Genomic DNA, 18,515 nt, shown 5'->3' with positions numbered 1-18,515 from the left:
CTGACGAAGGCTTCGGCAAAATATGGCCTAGACGGCCGACAAGGTGCAGCCGAGGGGGCGAGCGAATGTCGAAGATCGCGCTGGTGGACGACGACCGGAACATCCTCACGTCCGTGTCCATGACCCTCGAGGCCGAGGGCTTCGAGGTCGAGACCTACAACGACGGACAATCCGCGCTCGAGGCCTTCAGCCGCCGGATGCCGGAGCTCGCGGTGCTCGACATCAAGATGCCGCGCATGGACGGCATGGACCTGCTGCAGCGGCTGCGGCAGAAGTCCTCGATCCCGGTGATCTTCCTGACCTCCAAGGACGACGAGATCGACGAGGTCCTGGGCCTGCGGATGGGCGCGGACGACTACGTCAAGAAGCCCTTCTCCCAGCGCCTGCTGGTGGAGCGCATCCGCGCGCTGCTGCGCCGGCAGGAGGCGCGGGCCGTCGAGACCACCGAGCCCGAGGTCGAGACCCGCACCCTGGTGCGCGGCAACCTGACCATGGACCCGCTGCGTCACGCGGTGAAGTGGAAGGGCAAGGACGTGTCGCTCACCGTCACCGAGTTCCTGCTGCTGCAGGCGCTCGCGCAGCGGCCGGGCTTCGTGAAGTCGCGCGACCAGCTCATGGACGTGGCCTACGACGACCAGGTCTACGTGGACGACCGCACCATCGACAGCCACATCAAGCGCCTGCGCAAGAAGATGCGGATGGCGGACGACGACTTCTCGGCCATCGAGACGCTCTATGGCATCGGCTACCGCTACAACGAGGAATGAGCCGCGAACGCGGGGCATGAGACATGACCTCGGCGCCCGAGGGGCTGACCTCGAAGATCGACGTCCGCGATCTCAACTCGGTGAGGCGGGCGCTCAAGGCCTTCGCGCCCTGGGGGGCGAGGGAACGGGCGGTCGCGCCGGCGAGGTCATCCTGGGGGATGACTGGGTCGCCCCGCCGGGCCGGGCCGGCGGGCGGCGGGCGCGGACGCGCCTCCTGGGCCTCGTGACGCTGCAGCGCTCTCCCCTGGCGCGCAAGATCGTCACCTTCAACCTCATCGCCCTGATCCTGCTGGTGATGGGGATGCTGTGGCTCACGCCCTCGCGCGATTCCCTGGCGCTGCAGCGCGCCCGCTCCCTGGCCAACGAGGCCGACCTCATGGCCCGGGTGGTCGAGGCGCGGCTGCCCGCGGGCATCGCCGTGGACCTGAGCGAGGGGCTGGGCGCCGGGCCCGCCGCGACCTTCGCCGAGCTGGAGCTGCGCGACGGCGGCGAGGCCTTCCTCTTCGACGCCAAGGGCCGGCTCGTGGCGGTGGCCCAGAGCCGCGACGACGGGGACGCGCCGGGCGCGGCCGAGGGCGTCGGGTCCTCGCCCCTGGGCGACCTGCTCGACTCGGCCTGGGACGCGCTCGCGGGGCTGGTCACGTCGGACGAGCCGCCCGAGGCCGCCGCGCCGGGGCTCGCCATCCCGCGCGAGCTCGTGGCGGGGGCGCTGGACGGGCGGGCGGTGCTCAACAGCGAGACGGACCCGGAGGGGCGGTCGATCTTCACCGTGGCCGCGCCGGTGCAGCAGGGCGGCCGGACCTTCGGCGTGGTCGCCGTCCGCAGCGCCACCGGCGAGATCGACGCCCTGGTCCGCAGCGAGCGCGAGCAGGTCCTGCGGATGTTCATCGTGGCGGTGCTGGTCTCGGTGGGCCTGAGCCTGGTGCTGGCCTCGACCATCGCCAACCCGCTCTCGGACCTCGCCGCCGCCGCCGAATCCGGGCGCGACCCCAACGCCCGCAACATGAGCCCGAGCCGCGTCCGCATCCCGGACCTGAGCGCCCGCCCCGACGAGATCGGGCGCCTCTCGGCGGCGCTGCGGGGGATGGTCGCCGCGCTCTACGAGCGGATCGAGGCCAACGAGCAGTTCGCGGCCGACGTGGCGCACGAGATCAAGAACCCGCTCGCCTCGCTGCGGTCGGCCGTGGGGAGCTTTCCCTTCGCAAAGCGCGACGACCAGCGGCAGAAGCTGCTCGACATCATCGAGCACGACGTGCGGCGGCTCGATCGGCTGGTCAGCGACATCTCCAACGCGTCGCGGCTCGACAGCGAGCTGGTGAAGGAGGAGGAGAAGTCCTTCGACCTCCTCAGGATGCTGGGCGGCCTCGAGGAGTTCCTGGGCGAGGAGGCGCGCGCCAAGGGGATCGACTTCATCACCGACCTGCCGGGGCAGCCCATCGTCGTGAGCGGCCTCGAGGGACGGCTCGCGCAGGTCTTCGTGAACCTGATCTCCAACGCCATCTCGTTCTGCGAGGAGGGGGACGCAATCCGGCTCTGGGCTCGGCGGCGCGACAACCGGGTGCTGGTGGTCGTGGAGGACACCGGGCCGGGCATCCCGGAGGACGCGCTGACCAAGATCTTCCAGCGCTTCTACTCGGAGCGCCCCGAGGGGCAGTTCGGGAACAACTCGGGGCTGGGGCTCGCCATCTCCAAGCAGATCGTGGAGGCGCATGGCGGCGTGGTCTGGGCCGAGAACATCCGCCCGACCGAGGCGGACCCGACCTCGGAGCCGCTGGGCGCCCGCTTCGTCGTGGGCCTGCCGGTCTGACGCCGCTCGTCGTCCACGCCACGACGGTCGCCCGGGAGGGGTGGGGGGTGCTGATCCGCGGCGCCTCCGGGACGGGGAAGTCGGCGCTGGGGCTGGAGCTGATGGCGCTGGGGCTGGACCTCGTGGCGGACGACCGGACGGAGCTCGTGCGCGAGGGGGCGCGCGTGGTGGCGCGCTGCCCGGCGGCGATCCGGGGGCTGATCGAAGCGCGGGGGGTGGGAATCCTGCGCGCGGAGGCGGTGGAGTGCGCCGCCCTGGCGCTGGTGGTGGACCTGGGGGAGGCCGAGGCGGAGCGGTTGCCGCCCTGGCGGGAGGCGGTGCTGCTGGGAGTTTCGCTCCCCTGCCTTCACAAGCCCTTGAACGGTCGTTTTGCCGCCGCCATTCTTCAATATCTGAAAGCAGGCCGGAGCGTTCCGGTCTCCCCGAGGCATCCATGACGCGCCCCCTTGCGCCTCCCCCTCCGCCCCGCCCCGCCCATGGGGACGGCAGCCCCCGCGTCCCCTCCGAGGGGAGCCACCGGGCCTCCCCGGAAGGGAGCCACCGGATCGTGCTCGTGACCGGGCCGTCGGGCGCAGGGCGGTCCACCGCGATCCGGGCGCTGGAGGACCTGGGCTACGAGGTGATCGACAACCTCCCGCTGTCGTTCCTGCCGCGCCTCGCCAAGGGGCCGCCGCTGGAGCGGTCGCTGGCGCTGGGGCTCGACGTGAGGAACCGCGACTTCCGGGCGCAGGCGCTGGCGCGGACCCCCGACCGGATCGCCCAGATGTTCGGGGAGCCGGCCGAGATCCTGTTCCTCGACTGCGACGACGCGGTGCTGATCCGGCGCTTCTCGGAGACGCGGCGGCCGCATCCGCTGTCGCCCGACGGCGCGCCCGCCACCGGGATCGAGATCGAGCGGGGCCTCCTGGCGCCGATCCGGGCGCGGGCGGACATCGTGATCGACACGAGCCGGCTGTCCCCCCACGAGCTGCGCGCCGCCGTGGAGCGCTGGTTCGCGCCGCCGGGCGGACGGCCGCTGTCGGTCTCGGTCGAGAGCTTTTCCTACAAGCGGGGGCTGCCGCCGGGGCTCGACCTCGTGCTGGATTGCCGGTTCCTGCGGAATCCGCACTGGGACGAGGCGTTGCGGCCGCGCGACGGACGGGACCCGGAGGTCGCCGCCTACGTGGAGGCCGATCCCCGTTACGCTGCGTTCTTCTCGAAACTCCTGGACCTCGTGACGATGCTGCTGCCGGCCTATCGCGAGGAGGGAAAGGCCCACCTCGCCATTGGTCTGGGTTGCACCGGGGGCCAACATCGTTCCGTGATGGTTGGGGAAAGACTGGCTCAGGCCCTTGCGGAGGAGGGGTGGCGGGTGTCTAAACGGCACCGGGAACTGGAAGGACGGGCCGAGGCCGCTCCGGCGGCCTGGGGAAAATGACGTGGTCTATCGTGATCGTGGTCCGCAAGGGACAACCGGCATGATCGTCATCGGCACCGCGACCCCTGGGGGCTGTCGCGCATGATCGGCATCGTGATCGTGGCGCATGGGGGCCTGGCGAAGGAATACCTCGCCGCCGTGGAGCACGTGGTGGGCGTCCAGCCCGGCGTGCGGGCCATCACCATCGCGCCCGAGGACGACCGCGCCCTGAAGCAGCGCGAGATCTGCGACGCCGCCGACGCGGTGGACGAGGGGGACGGCGTGGTGGTGGTGACGGACATGTTCGGGGGCTCGCCCTCGAACCTGTCGCTCCGGGCCTGCGGGCCGACGAACCGGCGCATCCTCTATGGCGCGAACCTCCCCATGCTCATCAAGCTCGCCAAGTCGCGGCGCAAGTCGGTGCCCGACGCGGTGTCGGCGGCGATGGACGCGGGGCGCAAGTACATCGACAGCCAGGTGGTGGGCGAGGACCTGGTGGGCCGCGCCGTGGGCACCTGATGGCGCATCGCCGCCTGCGCATCCAGAACATGAAGGGCCTGCACGCGCGCGCCTCGGCGCGCCTCGTGGAGGTGGTGGAGGCGCATGACGCGCAGGCCACCGTGAGCCGGGACGGGATGTCCACCTCGGGCGACAGCATCATGGGGCTCCTCATGCTCGCCGCTGGGATCGGCAGCGAGATCGAGGTCGAGACCGAGGGGCCGGAGGCCGACAAGCTCGCCCAGGCCATCGAGGCGCTGGTCGCGGACAAGTTCGGCGAGGGGGACTAGGCGCGCGGCCCCGAGATCCGGGACGCGTCAAGCCGTTCTTTACGGTTTCGGGCTAGACCTGTGGCGATGCCGCCTTCCGCGGCCCCTCTCAAGCCAGGTCCGCCCATGTCGCTGATTCGCCCTCGAAGCCTCAAGACCAAGATCATGCTCTGCATCGGGGGCGGCCTGGCGCTGATGCTCGTGCCCTGCATCGCGTTCCTGGTCGTCCAAGCCCGGTGGGAGGCCTTCGAGGGCGCGGACCAGGTCATGAGGGCGGAGGCCGGGCGCGCGTCCCGGATCATCAGCCTGGGGCTCCTGGAGATCGCCGGCGCCACGCAGGGCGCCGCCGTCCTGCTGGGCCGGGAGCATGAGCGTGGCTCCCTGTCGCGCGAGGACGTCCTCGACGGCCTCCGGGCGGAGCTGGAGGGCTACCCCGAGCTGACAGGGACCTGGTTCATCGAGGAGCCGGGGGCCTTCGACGGCCGGCAGGAGGAGGTCCGGGGCAACGAGAGCCTCGGCGCCAACGAGAACGGCATCTTCGCCCCCTACTGGACGCGGGGACGCGCCGGGACGCTGGACTTCGCGACCTTCAAGGAGAACTACGAGGCGGAATGGTATCGCCTGGCGGCCGACCGGGGCGCCGGCGCCATCACGGACCCCTACGTCAAGCAGACGACCGGGGCCGGCCTGCTGATCTCGAGCATCGCCTATCCGGTCCGCTCGGGCGGCAAGCTCATGGGGCTGGTGGGCATGGACCTGAACCTGGGCGCCCTGTCGGACGATCTGGCCGCGGTGACGCCCTTCGGCACCGGGACCACCATGCTCCTGTCCGGCAAGGGCAACTGGCTCGCCCATCCCGACGCCGCGATGAGGACGCAGCCCTACGGCGAAGGCGAAGGCGCCGCCGAGCTGGCGAAGGCCATCGGGAGCGGCGAGACGCAGGTGGCGCATCTGTCCGGCCCGTCCGGCGAGCCGCACCTGCGCATGTTCGAGCCCTTCGCCGTTCCCGAGCTCGGCGTCACCTGGGTCATGGTGGTCGATGTCCCCGAGGCCTCCATCACCGGCCCGGTGAACGCGAAGGGCCTGCGGGTGGCCCTGGCCGGGCTCGGCATCCTGGTGGTGGCCCTGGGCCTCGTCGCGGCCACCGCGCGCTGGATGATCGCGCGCCCGCTGTCGCGGGCCGTGACCCTGGCCCAGGCCATCGGCGCAGGCGACATGACCCGGCGCCTGGAGGTCCGGAGCCACGACGAGGTCGGCGACCTGCTGCGCGCGATGAACGCGATGGGCGTGAAGCTCTCGGACGTCGTGGGGAGCGTGCTGGGCTCGACCGGACGGCTGGCGGAGGGCTCGGCCGAGATGGCCGCGACGGCCGGTCAACTGAACCGGGGCGCCACCGAGCAGGCCGCCGCGACCGAGGAGGCCTCGGCCTCGGTCGAGGAGATGACCGCCACCATCGCGCAGGCGGCCCACGGCGCCGCCGAGGCCGGGGCCATGGCCGCCCGATCGGCGCGGAACGCGCGCGAGGTGGAGGAGACCACCGCCGGCGCCATGCGCGCCATGCGCACCGTCGCCGAGCAGATCCTCGTCATCCAGGAGATCGCCCGGCAGACCGACCTCCTCGCGCTCAACGCCGCCGTGGAGGCGGCGCGGGCCGGCGAGCACGGGCGGGGCTTCGCCGTGGTCGCCTCGGAGGTGCGCAAGCTCGCCGAGCGCAGCCAGACGGCGGCCGGCCAGATCAGCGCGCTCTCGGGCCAGACGCTCGCGGCGGCCGACCAGGCGGGCCAGCGCCTCGGCGCCCTCATCCCCGAGGTCGAGCGCACCGCCAGCCTCATGGCGCAGATCGCGAGCGCCAACCGGGAGCTCGCGACCGGCGCCGCGCAGGTGAACCAGGCCATCCAGCAACTCAACGCGGCAACCCAGGAGAACACGGCCGCCTCCGGGCAGGTGTCCGCGACGGCGGCGACCCTGTCGGGACAGGCCGAGGCGCTGCGCGCCGCGGTGGCGTTCTTCCAGGTGGACCGGACCGATCCCGCGGCCCCGCCCGCCCCGGCGCCCCGGGTCCGCGAGGCCGGGAACGGCCTCGACCTCGGCATGAGCGCCGGCGAGGGCGGACCGGTTGTCCCGCTCACCCGCATCGGCCGCGCAGCCTGAGCGAGGCCGGAGATCGCGCGGCGCGCGGGCCGGGCGATAGGGGCTTGACGTGGCGCGCCATTAGGTAGACCGATCTGTCTACCTTTTGGAGGCCGCCATGACCGACAGGACCCCCGCGCGCGAGCGCCTGCTGAGGGCCGCGTCCGAGCTGTTCTACAACGACGGCGTGGTGGCGACCGGCATCGACGCCATCACCGCGCGGGCCGGCGTGGCCAAGATGAGCCTCTACAACAACTTCGCCTCCAAGGCGGACCTCGTGCAGGCCTACATCCAGTCGCGTCACGAGGAGTGGCAGGGGCTCTGCCGGGAGCGGATGGAGGGCGCGGCCTCCCCCCGGGAGCGCGTCCTTGCGGTCTTCGATTCGTACCTCGACCATGCCGCCTTCGAGTATCAGCGGGGGTTCCGGGGCTGCGGGCTCTACAACGCCGCCGCCGAGCTGCCGGCGGGCGACCCGGGCCGCGCCGCCGTCGCCGCGCAGAAGGAGGAGGCGGAGCGGCTCATCCGGGAGGCCCTGCGGGAGATGCTGCCAGATGACGAGGCCCGGGCCGGGGAGACGGCCGAGCATCTGTCCTTCCTGCTGGAGGGCGCGATGACCCGGGCGGGGCTCGAGGGGCACGACGCACGGCTGAAGGCCGCGCGGAGGATCGCCGCGTCCGTCCTCGACCAGCTCTGACCCTACGGGACTGCCCATCCGTGTTCGGTGATGGTCTCCCTGCGCCTGCACTCTTCGACCGAAGGCCCGACCTCATGACCGACCTTGCCGCACCCATCGCCCGACCAAGAAGCGGCCTCGCGGCGATGCTCGTCGCGGTCCTGCTGGAGGCGGCCCTGGTGATCTCCTGGAGCGCTGGCTTCGTCGGCATCCGCTTCGCCAGCGACCACGCGCCCATCTTCCTGATCCTGCTATGGCGGAGCCTCGTCTCCGGGCTCCTGCTGCTGCCCTTCGCGCTCACGGTCGGGCCGAAGCTGCGCTGGCGGGACGTGCCGCCGCAGATGCTGTTCGGGACGCTCGCGATGGCGGTCTACCTCGCGGGCTTCGCTCTCGCCATCGGGGAGGGGGTGCCGACCGGCCTCGTCGCGCTGATCGCGGACATGCTGCCGCTGGGGGTGGCGCTCCTGTCCTGGCCGCTGCTGGGGCAGGCGCTGACCCGGGGGCAGTGGCTCGGGACGGGCCTCGGCCTCGCAGGGGTGCTGCTTGCCTCGGGCTGGTCGGTGAGCTTCGGCGACGTGCCGCTCTGGGCCTATGGGCTGCCGGTGGCGGGAACGCTGTCCTTCGCGCTCGCGACGCTCCTGCAGAAGCGGAGCCCGGCGGGGGCCTTGCCGGTCCACCAGAGCCTCTGCCTCCAGTGCCTGACGGCGTCCGCGCTCTTCGCCGTGGGGGCGTGGCACGAGGGGGGCGTCGCGCCGGTGATGGACGCGGGCTTCATCGGCGGCATCCTGTGGCTCGTCTTCGTGGCGACCTTCGCGTCCTGGAGCCTCTACTACCTCGCGCTGCGGCGGTCCTCGCCCGCGCGGGTGACGGCGGTGCTCTACCTGAGCCCGCCGGTGACCATGGTCTGCGCCTGGGTCGCCTTCGGCGAGCCGCTGTCCTGGGCCATGGCCGGGGGGCTGGCGGTGTCGCTTCTCGGGATCGTGGTCTTCGCGGGGTCGCGCGGGGCCTAGCGCGACGGGACCGGCGACTCGCCCCGGTAGTCGTAGAAGCCGCGCCTGGTCTTGCGGCCGAGCCAGCCGGCCTCGACGTATTTCGCCAGGAGCGGGCAGGGGCGGTACTTGGTGTCCGCGAAGCCGTCGTAGAGCACGTTCATGATGGCGAGGCAGGTGTCGAGGCCGATGAAATCCGCAAGCTCCAGCGGCCCCATCGGGTGATTGGCGCCGAGCCTCATGCAGGCGTCGATGGATTCGACGGTGCCCACCCCCTCGAAGAGCGCGTAGACCGCCTCGTTGATCATCGGCATCAGGATGCGGTTGACGATGAAGGCCGGGAAGTCCTGCGCCGTGGCGGCGGTCTTGCCCAGGCGCTCGACGACGGCATGGGCGGCCTCGAAGGTCTCGTCGTCGGTGGCGATGCCCCGGATGAGCTCCACGAGCTGCATGAGCGGCACGGGGTTCATGAAGTGGACGCCGAGGAACTTTTCCGGCCGGTCGGTGCGCGAGGCGAGGCGGGTGATCGAGATCGAGGAGGTGTTGGTCGCCAGGATCGTGTGGGGCGCGAGGTGAGGGACGAGGGCCTCGAAGATCGCGGCCTTGACGGCCTCGCGCTCGGTCGCGGCCTCGATCACCATGTCCAGGGGCCCGAGCTCGGCGAGGGTCGGCGTCGTGCGGATGCGGGCGAGGGCCTGGGCCTTGGCCTCGTCGGTAATGGCGCCCTTCCTGAGCTGGCGGTCGAGGTTCCGGGCGACGGTGCCGGAGGCGGCAGCCAGCGCCTCGGGGTTGGAATCGGTGAGGAGCACCTCGTAGCCCGCGAGCGCCATCACATGAGCGATGCCGTTGCCCATCTGCCCCGCGCCCACGACGCCCACCGTCCCGATCGCCATCGCGTCCTCCCCGTCCATGCCGCTTTGCAGCATGGGCGAGGGGGCCGCTGGGCGCAAGGCCGAGGAAACAGAAACAATTTGAGCTTTAAGGGGATATTAATACTTGGGGCTGCATGGTGCCCACCATGAGACAGGTTCGTGGTGGGGGCCATGGAACAGGATACATTCGTTCGCGCTGGACCGGATAGGCCCGCGGTGCGGTATGATGGGTCGCGCATCGCCTTTCGCGGGCCGCCGAGGCCCTTGGGCGGGCGGCACGTCGTCTTCCTCGGCGGCAGCGCGACCCATGGCGGGCCGCTGGAGGAGCCCTTTCCGGCGCTGATCGAGGCCGAGCTGGGCGAGGCCTGCGTGAACTTCGGGATCGCCAACGCCTCGGCCGAGGCCTTCCTGCTCGACCCGGTGGTGGCGCGGGCCTGCCGCGAGGCGCTTGTCACGGTGGTCGAGGTCATGGGGGCGGCGAACCTGTCGAACCGGCTCTACACGGTGCATCCGCGCCGGAACGACCGCTTCCTGCGTGCCTCGGGGGCGCTGCGGGCGATCTACCCGGATGTGGACTTCGCGGAGATCTGCTTTACGCGGCACCTGCTGATGGCCCTGCATGAGGCGGACGTGGAGCGGTTCGACGTGGTGAGGGAGGAGCTGCGGATCGCCTGGGCCGCGCGGATGCGGGCGTTGCTGGAGCGCGTGGGACCGCGAGTGGTGCTGCTTTGGCCCCGGGGCGAGGGGGAGGGGCCGCTCGGGGCCGATCCGGTCCTGGTGACGGAGGCGATGGTGGAGGCGCTGCGACCGATGGTCGGCGCGGTGGTCGAGGTGCCGGCCCCCGGGAGCGACGCCGGGCACCGGGACGTTGCGGCTGCGCTGGCGGACCCGATCCGGGCCTGTCTGGCCGAGGAGGGGCTCAGGGCCTCGGCCTAGGATCGGAGCGGACTCGGTGACTGGGGCGAGGTGCCGGACCCTGGCGTGGACGCGGCCGGGCCTCGGGGGCGCCACCTTGGGGAGCCCGATCCGGGCGAGGAGGAGGTCGGAGCTCCTGCCGGGCGTGGAGCGGCTTTGGGCGACGGGGGCGAGCCCTCCCCTCGGGCGCGGTGCGGCCGAGCATCCGTCGGCGGGGGTCACCCCGGCGGATTTGGTCCGAACCTGTCGGACAAGGAGGGGTTGGAGGCTCCTGCCCGGGTCTGGACGGCCTGGATGAGGGAGATGGGCGGGGCCCGGAAGGCAAGGCGGCCGCGCACCGGAGGTGGCGGCCGCTCTGATGGCCCGGGCTGGGCGGGCGAGGAAGGCTCAGAGCTTCTCGGTCAGCGCCGGCACCGCCTCGAAGAGGTCGGCGACGAGGCCGAAGTCGGCGACCTGGAAGATCGGCGCCTCGGCGTCCTTGTTGATGGCGACGATGAACTTGGAGTCCTTCATCCCCGCGAGGTGCTGGATGGCGCCGGAGATGCCGAGCGCCACGTAGAGGTTGGGCGCGACCACCTTCCCGGTCTGGCCCACCTGCCAGTCGTTGGGGGCATAGCCCGCGTCCACGGCGGCGCGGGAGGCCCCCACGGCGGCGCCGAGCTTGTCGGCGAGCGCCTCGACCACCGCGAAGTTCTCCTTCGAGCCGATGCCGCGCCCGCCGGAGACGACCACCGGGGCGGAAGTGAGCTCCGGGCGGCCGGACTTGGCGACCTTGTCCTCGACCCATTGCGAGAGGCCGGCATCCTGCGCGCCCGAGACGGCCTCCACCAAAGCGGAGGCGCCGGTCGGGGCGGCGTCGAAGCCCGCCGTGCGGATGGTGAGGACCTTGACCTTGTCCGAGGACTTCACGGTCTGGATGGCGTTGCCGGCGTAGATGGGCCGCTCGAAGGTGTCGGCGTCGATCACGCCCGTCACGTCCGAGATCACCATGACGTCGAGGAGCGCGGCCACGCGGGGCAGCACGTTCTTGGCGTCCGTGGTCGCGGGGGCGGCGACATGGCTGTAGCCGGAGGCGAGGCCGACGATCAGCGCGGCCGTGGGCTCGGCGAGGCGGTGGCCCAGCGCCGGATCCTCGGCGACCAGCACCTTGGCGACGCCCTGGATGGTGGCGGCCTGTTGGCCGGCCTCCTGCGCCCGCGCCCCGGCGCAGAGGACGTGGACCTCGCCCAAGGACTTGACCGCCGAGACCGCCTTGGCGGTGGCGTCGAGGCCGAGCTGGCCGTCGGTGACTTCCGCGATCAGAAGGATTGCCATCACACCACCCCCGCGCCCTTGAGCATGTCCACGAGCTCCTCGACCGACTTCGCCATCACGCCGGCCTTGCGGGCGGCGGGCTCGGTGGTCTTCACCACCGCAAGCCGGGGGGTGACGTCCACGCCGTAATCGGCGGGGGCCTTCTCCTCCAGCGGCTTCTTCTTGGCCTTCATGATGTTCGGCAGCGAGGCGTAACGCGGCTCGTTCATGCGGAGGTCCACGGTGACCACGGCCGGCATCCTGACCTTGATTGCCTGCAGGCCGCCGTCGACCTCGCGCGTCACGGTGGCGGTGTCGCCCTCGACCGAGAGCTCGGAGGCGAAGGTGGCCTGGGACCAGCCGAGGAGCGCCGCGAGCATCTGGCCCGTCGCGTTCATGTCGTTGTCGATGGCCTGCTTGCCGCAGAGGACGAGGCCGGGGGCCTCCTCCTTCACCACGCCGGCGAGGATCTTGGCCACGGCGAGGGGCTCGATGTCCTGGTGGACGTCCTCGGAGGCCACGACGAGGATCGCGCGGTCGGCGCCCATGGCGAGGGCGGTGCGGAGCGTCTCCTGGGCCTGCTTAACGCCGATGGAGACGGCGATCACTTCGTCCGCCTTGCCGGCCTCCTTGAGGCGGATGGCCTCCTCGACGGCGATCTCGTCGAAGGGGTTCATGGACATCTTGACGTTGGCGAGATCGACGCCCGTGCCGTCCGCCCGGACGCGGACCTTCACGTTGTAGTCGATCACGCGCTTGACGGGCACGAGGACCTTCATCGGCGCTTTCCCTCACGGAGGATGGTTCGCCGCAGGCTTTAGCCCGCGTCGCGCGCGAGGGACAGGGCAAAACCGACGCGCTGCGTCGCGGGGACGGCGTGTTGGTTCCCTGGTGGCGCCATCAGCCCCGGGGGGTCGCGCCCTTCTGCGACTTGCCCGAGCCGTGGTCCCGGTTGTCCTGCTGGGCGTGCATCTGGCCCGAGGAGGGGGCTGGGGCCTTGGCGCCGGGCTTGGCCGAGGGGGCGCCGGGGTTCTCGGTCAGTTGGCCGTGGCCCTTGCCCGAGGCGGTGTCGGTGTGCGTCACGCCGGATCTGGTCATCGCTGCTGCTCCTGTCTCACTGGCTCGGGGTGCCGGGGTTGCCTTCGATGGCGCCGTCCTTGTCGACCATGCCTCGGCCCGCCTTGCCGCGCTTGTCGGCCTGCTCCTGGGCCGGGGTGCCGCCCATGCCCGCACCTTCGATCCAGTCGCGGCTCCGGCCGTTCTGGGGGGAGCCCTTGTCGGCGAACATTCCGCCGGGGTTGTCGGTGTCCTCGGTGCCGCCGGTCTGGGTGCTGCTCGTCTGCTTGGTCATCGCCGCCTCCTTGGGGGTCGGGAGGCGGGACCTAGCGCCCGCGCGGGGGGCGCCAAGCGGTCAGTCGATGCGCAGGACGATCTTGCCCACGACCCCGTTGGATTCCAGGCGGGCGTGGGCCTGGGCGGCCTCGGCCAGCGGGAACTCCCGGTCCATCACGGGGCGGACGCGGCCCTGCGACAGGAGGGGCCAGACCTCGCGGCGGAGGGACTCGGCGATGCGGGCCTTCGCGGCGACGGACTGGGGACGAAGGGTGGAGCCGGTGACGGTCAGGCGTCGGCGCATGACGGCGTTGAGGTCGAGCTCGGCCTTGGGGCCCTGGAGGAAGGCGATCTGGACGAGGCGGCCGTCCTCGGCGAGGGCCTGGATGTTGCGGGGGAGATAGGGGCCGCCGACCATGTCGAGGATCACGTCGGCGCCGCCCGCCTCCTGCAGGATGGCGACGAAGTCCTCCCTGTGGCGGTCGATGCCGCGCTCGGCGCCCAAGCGTTCGCAGGCCCTCGCGCGGTCGGGGGAGCCGGCGGTGGCGAAGACGCGGGCGCCGAAGGCGTGGGCGAGCTGGATGGCGGTGGTGCCGATGCCGGAGGCGCCGCCATGGACGAGGAACCGCTCGCCGCCCCGGAGGCCCCCGCGCAGGAAGACGTTGGACCACACGGTGAAGAAGGTCTCGGGGAGCGCGGCGGCGTCGCGGAGGGACATCCCCGACGGGACGGGGAGGCAGTGGGCGGCGGGGGTCACCGCGTATTCGGCGTAGCCGCCGCCGGGGAGGAGGGCGCAGACCTGGTCGCCGGGGGCGACGTCGGTGACGCCGGGGCCGACCGCGTCCACGATGCCGGCGCCTTCCAGGCCGGGGAGGTCGGAGGCGCCGGGGGGCGGGGCGTAGCTGCCGGCCCGCTGGAGCGCGTCGGGTCGGTTCACGCCGGCATAGGCGAGCTTCAGGCGCACCTCGCCCTGGGCAGGCTCGGGGAGGGGGCGTTCCGTCGGGGTCAGCACCTCGGGGCCGCCGGGGCGGACGATCTCGACGGCGCGCATCACTTCTCCTTCCAGCCGCCGGGGAGGTCCGGGCGCTCGGGCGCATGGATCTGGCCCATGAGCCAGCCGATGGGGCCCGCGACGTGGCGCAGGACGGGGTTGTCCCGGGCGCCGGCCTTCCACTTCTCGAAGGCCATCACGTCGTCGATGCGGCGGTCGATGAAGGCGCGGGTCCGTTCGAGGCCGGGGGATTCGTCGCCGAGGCGGTAGAGGACGACCGAGGCGAGCACGGCGGCGAGCGTGGCGCGCTTGGAATACCAGTTGCCGTCGCGCGAGGTGTCGCCCAGCGCATCCCAGATGAGGTCGGCCGTCTCCCAGAGGAGGTGCGCGCCGAGGGAGGCGTTCTGCGGCAGGGAGAAGAGGGCGGTGGAGCGGCGCAGGACCTCGCGCTCGGAGGTTTCTTCCGTGCGGGCCTTGATGGCGAAGGCGATGCGGTCGCGCATCCTGAGGCCCGAGAGGTCGGCGGCCCGGAGCCGGCGGACCAGGGCGCGGTCGGCCTGGCGATGCCATTCGGCGGCCAGGTCCAGGCCCCGGCGCGGCGCGGCGGCGCGGGCCTCGGAGAGGGTCACCTCGGCCTCCCGCGCGGCGGCCTCGAAGGCGCGGTCGGACCAGCCCTCGGCGGGGACGTGGGGCAGCATCGCCTTGAGGAGCGCGGCGCGGGTGGGGTCGGTGCCGAAGTCGGTCGCGTGGTCGTGGCCGGCCATGTCGGTGTCGGTCATGTCTCCCCTCCCTCGTTGCGCGGCGCGTCTGGACAGGCCGGCTCTCCCTTGCTATAGGGCGGCCCTCCTGCATTGCCATGCGAAACTCTAACCCTGAAAGGTGGTGACAACCGATGCAGGTTTCCGTCCGCGACAACAACGTCGACCAGGCGCTCCGCGCGCTCAAGAAGAAGTTGCAGCGCGAGGGCGTGTTTCGTGAAATGAAGCTCAAGCAGCATTTCGAGAAGCCGTCCGAGAAGAAGGCGCGCGAGAAGGCCGAGGCGATCCGCCGTCAGCGCAAGCTCGCCCGCAAGAAGCTTCAGCGCGAAGGGCTGCTCTAAGCCCCTCGCCCCCGAGATTCGGGACACAGGCCCCCGCGAGCTCCGCGCTCCGGGGGTTTTCGTTTGCCTGGAGTCCCTGTCCTCCTCCGGCCTAGGCTAGGCTGCGGGAAGGAGGCTGTCATGGCGACCTTGGTCGGAGGCTCGGCGCCGCGATGATGGGCGGCGCGGTGGTTCATCTCTATCTGACGCATCCGCAGGTGCGGATCGACCCGGCCGTGCCGGTGCCGCTCTGGAGCCTCTCGCAGGAGGGGCGGGCGCGGGTGGAGGGTCTCGCAAGGGCGCCCTGGGTCCGGCGGTTCGGGCGGATCGTGGCGAGCGAGGAGGCCAAGGCGCGGGAGGCGGCCGAGGTGCTGGGCGTGGCGCTGGGCCTGCCGGTGGAGGTGCGGCCGGGGCTGCACGAGAACGACCGGAGCGCGACCGGATTCCTGCCGCCCAAGGAATTCGAGGCGGTGGCGGAGGCGTTCTTCGCCCGGTCGGACGAATCGGTGCGGGGCTGGGAGACGGCGCGGGCGGCGCAGGCGCGCGTGCTGGGAGCGGTGCGAGGCGTGCTGGCCGAGGTGCCGACAACGCCGACGCTCTTCGTCGGGCACGGGGCGGTGGGGACGCTGCTGAAATGCGCGCTGGCCGGACGGGCGATCTCGCGCCGGGAGGACCAGCCGGCGGGCGGGGGGAACCACCTGGGGTTCACGGCGGGGCCCGACGCGGTGCTTTGGGACTGGCGGCCGATGGAGGAGGGGCCGTGGGGCGGGAGCCGGCCGGATGAGAGCCCGTAGGGCGCGCTTCAGCGCACCGCGCCTCGGAACCTGTTGTCATAGTATGGTGCGCTGAAGCGCACCCTACGAAATGTCCTGCCTCAGGCCGGCAGGAGCCCGGCGGCGGCGGCGCCCAGGAGCAGCGTCCCGGCGACGTGGTGGGCGTGGGCGCCCTTGGTGGGGTGGAGGTCGGGGACCTGCACCACCGTCATGCCGGCGGCGTGGGCGGCCCGCGCCCCGGTCTCGCTGTCCTCGAAGGCGAGGCAGCGGGCGGGGGCGACGCCTAGGCGCTCGGCGGCCAGCAGGTAGGGATCGGGCGCGGGCTTGGGGGCGGCCACGTCGTCGAAGGTGACGACCGTGCGGAAGTGGTGCCCGAGCCCGATGGCGGCGAGCTTCTCCTCGGCCGGGCCCCGGCGCGAGGAGGTGGCGAGGGCCACGGGGACGCCCGCCGCCTCCAGCGCCTCCAGGAGCTCGACGGCGCCCGCCTTGACGGGGATGCCTTCCGCGAAGCGAAGGGTGCAGAGGCGGTCCCATTCGGCGAGGAAGGCCGCGTATTCGACGGGCTGGCCCACGTGCTCCTCGATCATGGTGGCGCGGGTGCGGTCGTCGATGCCGGCGAGGCTTTCGAAGAAGGCGAGCGTGAGGGGGAAGCCCAGGTTGGCGCAGGCCTCGACGCCCGCGAGGTTGCAGAGCGATTCGGTGTCGATGAGCGTGCCGTCGAGGTCGAAGACCACGGCGTCGAAGCGGGCGGGCATTGGGTCTCCCCCGGGCTGGGACGGCGGGGTGATAGCGGCGAGGCCCGGGGGTGTCGAGGCCTAGAGGTGGAGGCGGAAGCGGTCGAACCCCTCGGGGGTGGGGCCCAGCGGCTCGATCCGGCGGCCCCGCACCTCGCCGAGATGGGCCAGCGCGCCGGGGCCGCTGTCGAACCAGGCGGTCGTGCCGGGGAGCGGCGCGAAGCTCCACCGGGGGCGGGGCGCCGGATGGACCGGACCCTCGCGCAGGTAGGCCAGGACGACGTCGGGCATCAGGATATGGGTCTGGAGGACGAGGCGCGCACGGGTCGCGGCCTCGAAGCCTCCGCCCCGACCGAGCCGGAAGCTGTTGGTGGCGAGCACGAAGCGGTCCTCCTCGCCGACCGGGCGCCCGGCGTGGCGCAGGTTGCGGATCCGCGTGGCGCCGGGGTGGAGGGGGCGTCCCTCCGGGTCGGTGCGGGGCGGGGCGGCGAGGTCCAGGTCCCAGGTCAGGCCGTCGATCGTGTCGAAGTTGTAGGGGGCGAAGGCCGGGTCGAGCAGCGGCTGGTCCGTTTCGCCCGGGACCAGGGTGCGGAACAGCGCCGCGCTGCGCTCGAGCCAGTCGCGGAGGCCCCGGCCGGTGATCTCGAGGAGGCAGAGGCTGTTGGGGTGGAGGTAGAGGTCAGCCGCCTGCCGCAGCGCGATGGAGCCGGGAGGGATGTCGACGTAGTTGCCGGGACCGCCCCGGCCGCCGGTCTTGAAGGATCGGAGGGCGCAGAGGATGGGCAGTTCGGCCTCCGGGCGCCCCCGCAGCAGGCGCTGGGCCTCGCGGCGCTTGGCGTCGGCCACCACGTCCAGGGCCGCGCCCGGGGCCACGAGGTCGAAGTAGCTGTTGAGGGGCACGCGCGTGTCGCCCACCGGCCAGCCGGTGAAGGCCTGGAGGAAGGCGTGCGCCGGGGCGGCGGCCTCCGCCACCGCCTCATCGGGCGGGGCGTCGGGCGGGACGGGGAGGACCCGCGCGAGGTGGCCCCCGATGCGCCAGCCGGTCGGGGTCCGATCCAGGTCGAGGTCGAGGACGCCGACATGGAGGCCATGGAAGCCCGGCTCGAGGGCGGGCTTGCCGTGGAGGGTTCCGGCCTCCGGGTCGAGGGCGGCGGTCCGGAGCCAGCCGTCGCCCGGGAAGATGCGGTGCGTGTGTCCGACGATCAGGGCGTCGAGCCCGGGGAGCGCGGCCAGGGGGAGGGCGGCGTTCTCCATCCAGGGCTCGGGATCCTCGGCGCCGATGCCGGAATGGCAGAGCGCGATCACGAGGTCGGCGCCGGCGTCCCGCAGGCGGGGGATCTCCTCGCCGGCGGCCTTGAGGATGTCGCGCGTCCGGACCCTGTGCCCGAGGACGGTGGCGTTCCAGTCGGCGATCTGCGGGGGGCCGACGCCGAAGATGCCGACCCGGAGCCGGTGGCGCGACCCGTCCGACCCCGGGAGCTCGCGCTCGATCAGCACCGAGGTCCGGACCAGAGGCGCGTTGTCCCCGCCCAGGATGTTGGCCGAGACGACCGGGAACTCCGCCTCGGAGAGGGCCGAGCGCAGGAAGGGGAGGCCGTGGTCGAACTCGTGGTTGCCGAGCGTGGCGGCGTCGTAGCCCAGGACGTTCATGGCCGCCACCATGGGATGGCGCGGGGGGCTGTCGCCCCGCACGGGCGGCGCCAGGAGGCGGAACCGGGCGGCCAGGAGGTCCGAGAGCAGGCCCCCGGTCAGCGAATCGCCGTTGTCGAGCAGCAGCGAGGCGCCCTCGGGCCATTCGGCCCGCAGCCGGCGGATGAGCCGCGCGGCCTGCGCCAGCCCCATGCCGGGCCGGGGACGGTCGGCATAGTAGTCGTGCGGGAGGAGGTGGCTGTGGAGGTCGCTCGTGGCCAGGATGCGGAGCCGGGCCGTCGTCGTGCCGCCTGTGGGCGGTTCCGCCTCGTTCGTCACCAACGTCACCCCTCGATGCCCCACGCTCAC

The 18,515-nt window shown here is 72.4% G+C and carries 21 protein-coding genes; 12 read left to right on the top strand and 9 right to left on the bottom strand.

Annotated elements, in window-relative coordinates; all coding sequences use genetic code 11:
* Nucleotides 1–65 precede the first annotated feature (65 nt).
* From RUMESO_RS18595 to RUMESO_RS18555, 9 genes are all read left to right on the top strand, one after another.
* On the top strand, nucleotides 66–767 hold the full coding sequence (locus RUMESO_RS18595; protein WP_037282239.1) for a response regulator transcription factor: 702 nt from the start codon (nucleotides 66–68) through the stop codon (nucleotides 765–767).
* A 16-nt stretch (nucleotides 768–783) separates the two neighbouring features.
* On the top strand, nucleotides 784–2,574 hold the full coding sequence (locus RUMESO_RS18590; RefSeq protein ID WP_082484295.1) for a sensor histidine kinase: 1,791 nt from the start codon (nucleotides 784–786) through the stop codon (nucleotides 2,572–2,574).
* Nucleotides 2,571–3,011: an HPr kinase/phosphorylase gene (locus RUMESO_RS18585; RefSeq protein WP_037282481.1), complete on the top strand. Its 441-nt coding sequence runs from the start codon at nucleotides 2,571–2,573 to the stop codon at nucleotides 3,009–3,011. The genes RUMESO_RS18590 and RUMESO_RS18585 overlap by 4 nt, the downstream gene beginning before the upstream one ends.
* Nucleotides 3,008–3,991: an RNase adapter RapZ gene (gene rapZ / locus RUMESO_RS18580; protein ID WP_082484294.1), complete on the top strand. Its 984-nt coding sequence runs from the start codon at nucleotides 3,008–3,010 to the stop codon at nucleotides 3,989–3,991. Before RUMESO_RS18585 ends, rapZ begins: the two co-directional genes overlap by 4 nt.
* An 81-nt stretch (nucleotides 3,992–4,072) precedes the next feature.
* Complete coding sequence (locus tag RUMESO_RS18575; protein WP_037282236.1) at nucleotides 4,073–4,489, top strand: PTS sugar transporter subunit IIA; 417 nt, start codon at nucleotides 4,073–4,075, stop codon at nucleotides 4,487–4,489.
* Entirely contained in the window at nucleotides 4,489–4,758 is a 270-nt protein-coding gene (locus tag RUMESO_RS18570) for an HPr family phosphocarrier protein (protein WP_037282234.1), read from the top strand. The genes RUMESO_RS18575 and RUMESO_RS18570 overlap by 1 nt, the downstream gene beginning before the upstream one ends.
* A gap of 105 nt (nucleotides 4,759–4,863) precedes the next feature.
* Nucleotides 4,864–6,888 (top strand): methyl-accepting chemotaxis protein, encoded by a 2,025-nt coding sequence (locus RUMESO_RS18565; RefSeq protein ID WP_051521488.1) that lies wholly within the window; start codon nucleotides 4,864–4,866, stop codon nucleotides 6,886–6,888.
* A 97-nt stretch (nucleotides 6,889–6,985) separates the two neighbouring features.
* On the top strand, nucleotides 6,986–7,561 hold the full coding sequence (locus tag RUMESO_RS18560; RefSeq protein ID WP_037282231.1) for a TetR/AcrR family transcriptional regulator: 576 nt from the start codon (nucleotides 6,986–6,988) through the stop codon (nucleotides 7,559–7,561).
* A gap of 74 nt (nucleotides 7,562–7,635) precedes the next feature.
* On the top strand, nucleotides 7,636–8,550 hold the full coding sequence (locus tag RUMESO_RS18555) for a DMT family transporter (RefSeq protein WP_037282229.1): 915 nt from the start codon (nucleotides 7,636–7,638) through the stop codon (nucleotides 8,548–8,550).
* Here the strand turns inward: RUMESO_RS18555 and RUMESO_RS18550 are convergent.
* Nucleotides 8,547–9,422, bottom strand: a complete 876-nt coding sequence (locus RUMESO_RS18550) for a 3-hydroxybutyryl-CoA dehydrogenase (protein WP_037282226.1) — start codon at nucleotides 9,420–9,422, stop codon at nucleotides 8,547–8,549. The genes RUMESO_RS18555 and RUMESO_RS18550 overlap by 4 nt on opposite strands.
* A gap of 150 nt (nucleotides 9,423–9,572) precedes the next feature.
* Between RUMESO_RS18550 and RUMESO_RS18545 the strand changes: the two genes are divergently transcribed.
* Entirely contained in the window at nucleotides 9,573–10,337 is a 765-nt protein-coding gene (locus tag RUMESO_RS18545) for a DUF6473 family protein (protein WP_082484309.1), read from the top strand.
* Nucleotides 10,338–10,703: 366 nt separating this feature from the next.
* Here RUMESO_RS18545 and RUMESO_RS18540 read toward each other — a convergent pair whose 3' ends face one another.
* The 6 genes from RUMESO_RS18540 to RUMESO_RS18515 form a co-directional block, all read right to left on the bottom strand.
* The gene (locus RUMESO_RS18540) at nucleotides 10,704–11,630 is read right to left on the bottom strand and encodes an electron transfer flavoprotein subunit alpha/FixB family protein (protein ID WP_037282471.1); all 927 of its coding nucleotides are present in this window, start codon (nucleotides 11,628–11,630) and stop codon (nucleotides 10,704–10,706) included.
* Nucleotides 11,630–12,388 (bottom strand): electron transfer flavoprotein subunit beta/FixA family protein, encoded by a 759-nt coding sequence (locus RUMESO_RS18535; protein WP_037282225.1) that lies wholly within the window; start codon nucleotides 12,386–12,388, stop codon nucleotides 11,630–11,632. The genes RUMESO_RS18540 and RUMESO_RS18535 overlap by 1 nt, the downstream gene beginning before the upstream one ends.
* A gap of 121 nt (nucleotides 12,389–12,509) precedes the next feature.
* Entirely contained in the window at nucleotides 12,510–12,707 is a 198-nt protein-coding gene (locus RUMESO_RS18530) for a hypothetical protein (RefSeq protein ID WP_037282223.1), read from the bottom strand.
* A gap of 16 nt (nucleotides 12,708–12,723) precedes the next feature.
* On the bottom strand, nucleotides 12,724–12,960 hold the full coding sequence (locus tag RUMESO_RS18525; RefSeq protein ID WP_037282221.1) for a hypothetical protein: 237 nt from the start codon (nucleotides 12,958–12,960) through the stop codon (nucleotides 12,724–12,726).
* A 60-nt stretch (nucleotides 12,961–13,020) separates the two neighbouring features.
* Complete coding sequence (locus tag RUMESO_RS18520) at nucleotides 13,021–13,992, bottom strand: NAD(P)H-quinone oxidoreductase (RefSeq protein WP_037282219.1); 972 nt, start codon at nucleotides 13,990–13,992, stop codon at nucleotides 13,021–13,023.
* Nucleotides 13,992–14,711 (bottom strand): COQ9 family protein, encoded by a 720-nt coding sequence (locus tag RUMESO_RS18515; protein WP_245639335.1) that lies wholly within the window; start codon nucleotides 14,709–14,711, stop codon nucleotides 13,992–13,994. Before RUMESO_RS18515 ends, RUMESO_RS18520 begins: the two co-directional genes overlap by 1 nt.
* A gap of 113 nt (nucleotides 14,712–14,824) precedes the next feature.
* Here RUMESO_RS18515 and rpsU point away from each other — a divergent pair, with 113 nt between their 5' ends.
* Nucleotides 14,825–15,031 (top strand): 30S ribosomal protein S21, encoded by a 207-nt coding sequence (gene rpsU / locus RUMESO_RS18510; RefSeq protein WP_037282216.1) that lies wholly within the window; start codon nucleotides 14,825–14,827, stop codon nucleotides 15,029–15,031.
* Between the two features lie 167 nt (nucleotides 15,032–15,198).
* The gene (locus RUMESO_RS18505) at nucleotides 15,199–15,804 is read left to right on the top strand and encodes a histidine phosphatase family protein (RefSeq protein WP_245639334.1); all 606 of its coding nucleotides are present in this window, start codon (nucleotides 15,199–15,201) and stop codon (nucleotides 15,802–15,804) included.
* Nucleotides 15,805–15,884: 80 nt separating this feature from the next.
* On the opposite strand, the gene RUMESO_RS18500 is transcribed toward RUMESO_RS18505, so the two are convergent.
* Both RUMESO_RS18500 and RUMESO_RS18495 read right to left on the bottom strand, forming a co-directional pair.
* Entirely contained in the window at nucleotides 15,885–16,538 is a 654-nt protein-coding gene (locus RUMESO_RS18500; protein WP_037282214.1) for an HAD family hydrolase, read from the bottom strand.
* A gap of 60 nt (nucleotides 16,539–16,598) precedes the next feature.
* Nucleotides 16,599–18,485 (bottom strand): 5'-nucleotidase C-terminal domain-containing protein, encoded by a 1,887-nt coding sequence (locus RUMESO_RS18495; RefSeq protein WP_169791202.1) that lies wholly within the window; start codon nucleotides 18,483–18,485, stop codon nucleotides 16,599–16,601.
* Between the last annotated feature and the right edge of the window lie 30 nt (nucleotides 18,486–18,515).

Origin of the sequence: Rubellimicrobium mesophilum DSM 19309 (genome assembly GCF_000600335.2) — a bacterium.
Taxonomy (GTDB): domain Bacteria; phylum Pseudomonadota; class Alphaproteobacteria; order Rhodobacterales; family Rhodobacteraceae; genus Rubellimicrobium; species Rubellimicrobium mesophilum.
The sequence above is the reverse complement of the archived record's forward strand: the minus strand, read 5'-3'. Positions and strand labels throughout refer to the sequence as shown.

Bases quoted from the DNA above. Each gene is read 5' to 3' on its own strand.
- RUMESO_RS18595 (WP_037282239.1), top strand. From the start codon at position 66: ATGTCGAAGATCGCGCTGGTGGACGACGACCGGAACATCCTCACGTCC.
- RUMESO_RS18590 (WP_082484295.1), top strand. From the start codon at position 784: ATGAGACATGACCTCGGCGCCCGAGGGGCTGACCTCGAAGATCGACGT.
- rapZ (WP_082484294.1), top strand. From the start codon at position 3,008: ATGACGCGCCCCCTTGCGCCTCCCCCTCCGCCCCGCCCCGCCCATGGG.
- RUMESO_RS18575 (WP_037282236.1), top strand. From the start codon at position 4,073: ATGATCGGCATCGTGATCGTGGCGCATGGGGGCCTGGCGAAGGAATAC.
- RUMESO_RS18570 (WP_037282234.1), top strand. From the start codon at position 4,489: ATGGCGCATCGCCGCCTGCGCATCCAGAACATGAAGGGCCTGCACGCG.
- RUMESO_RS18565 (WP_051521488.1), top strand. From the start codon at position 4,864: ATGTCGCTGATTCGCCCTCGAAGCCTCAAGACCAAGATCATGCTCTGC.
- RUMESO_RS18560 (WP_037282231.1), top strand. From the start codon at position 6,986: ATGACCGACAGGACCCCCGCGCGCGAGCGCCTGCTGAGGGCCGCGTCC.
- RUMESO_RS18555 (WP_037282229.1), top strand. From the start codon at position 7,636: ATGACCGACCTTGCCGCACCCATCGCCCGACCAAGAAGCGGCCTCGCG.
- RUMESO_RS18550 (WP_037282226.1), bottom strand. From the start codon at position 9,422: ATGGCGATCGGGACGGTGGGCGTCGTGGGCGCGGGGCAGATGGGCAAC.
- RUMESO_RS18545 (WP_082484309.1), top strand. From the start codon at position 9,573: ATGGAACAGGATACATTCGTTCGCGCTGGACCGGATAGGCCCGCGGTG.
- RUMESO_RS18540 (WP_037282471.1), bottom strand. From the start codon at position 11,630: ATGGCAATCCTTCTGATCGCGGAAGTCACCGACGGCCAGCTCGGCCTC.
- RUMESO_RS18535 (WP_037282225.1), bottom strand. From the start codon at position 12,388: ATGAAGGTCCTCGTGCCCGTCAAGCGCGTGATCGACTACAACGTGAAG.
- RUMESO_RS18530 (WP_037282223.1), bottom strand. From the start codon at position 12,707: ATGACCAGATCCGGCGTGACGCACACCGACACCGCCTCGGGCAAGGGC.
- RUMESO_RS18525 (WP_037282221.1), bottom strand. From the start codon at position 12,960: ATGACCAAGCAGACGAGCAGCACCCAGACCGGCGGCACCGAGGACACC.
- RUMESO_RS18520 (WP_037282219.1), bottom strand. From the start codon at position 13,992: ATGCGCGCCGTCGAGATCGTCCGCCCCGGCGGCCCCGAGGTGCTGACC.
- RUMESO_RS18515 (WP_245639335.1), bottom strand. From the start codon at position 14,711: ATGACCGACACCGACATGGCCGGCCACGACCACGCGACCGACTTCGGC.
- rpsU (WP_037282216.1), top strand. From the start codon at position 14,825: ATGCAGGTTTCCGTCCGCGACAACAACGTCGACCAGGCGCTCCGCGCG.
- RUMESO_RS18500 (WP_037282214.1), bottom strand. From the start codon at position 16,538: ATGCCCGCCCGCTTCGACGCCGTGGTCTTCGACCTCGACGGCACGCTC.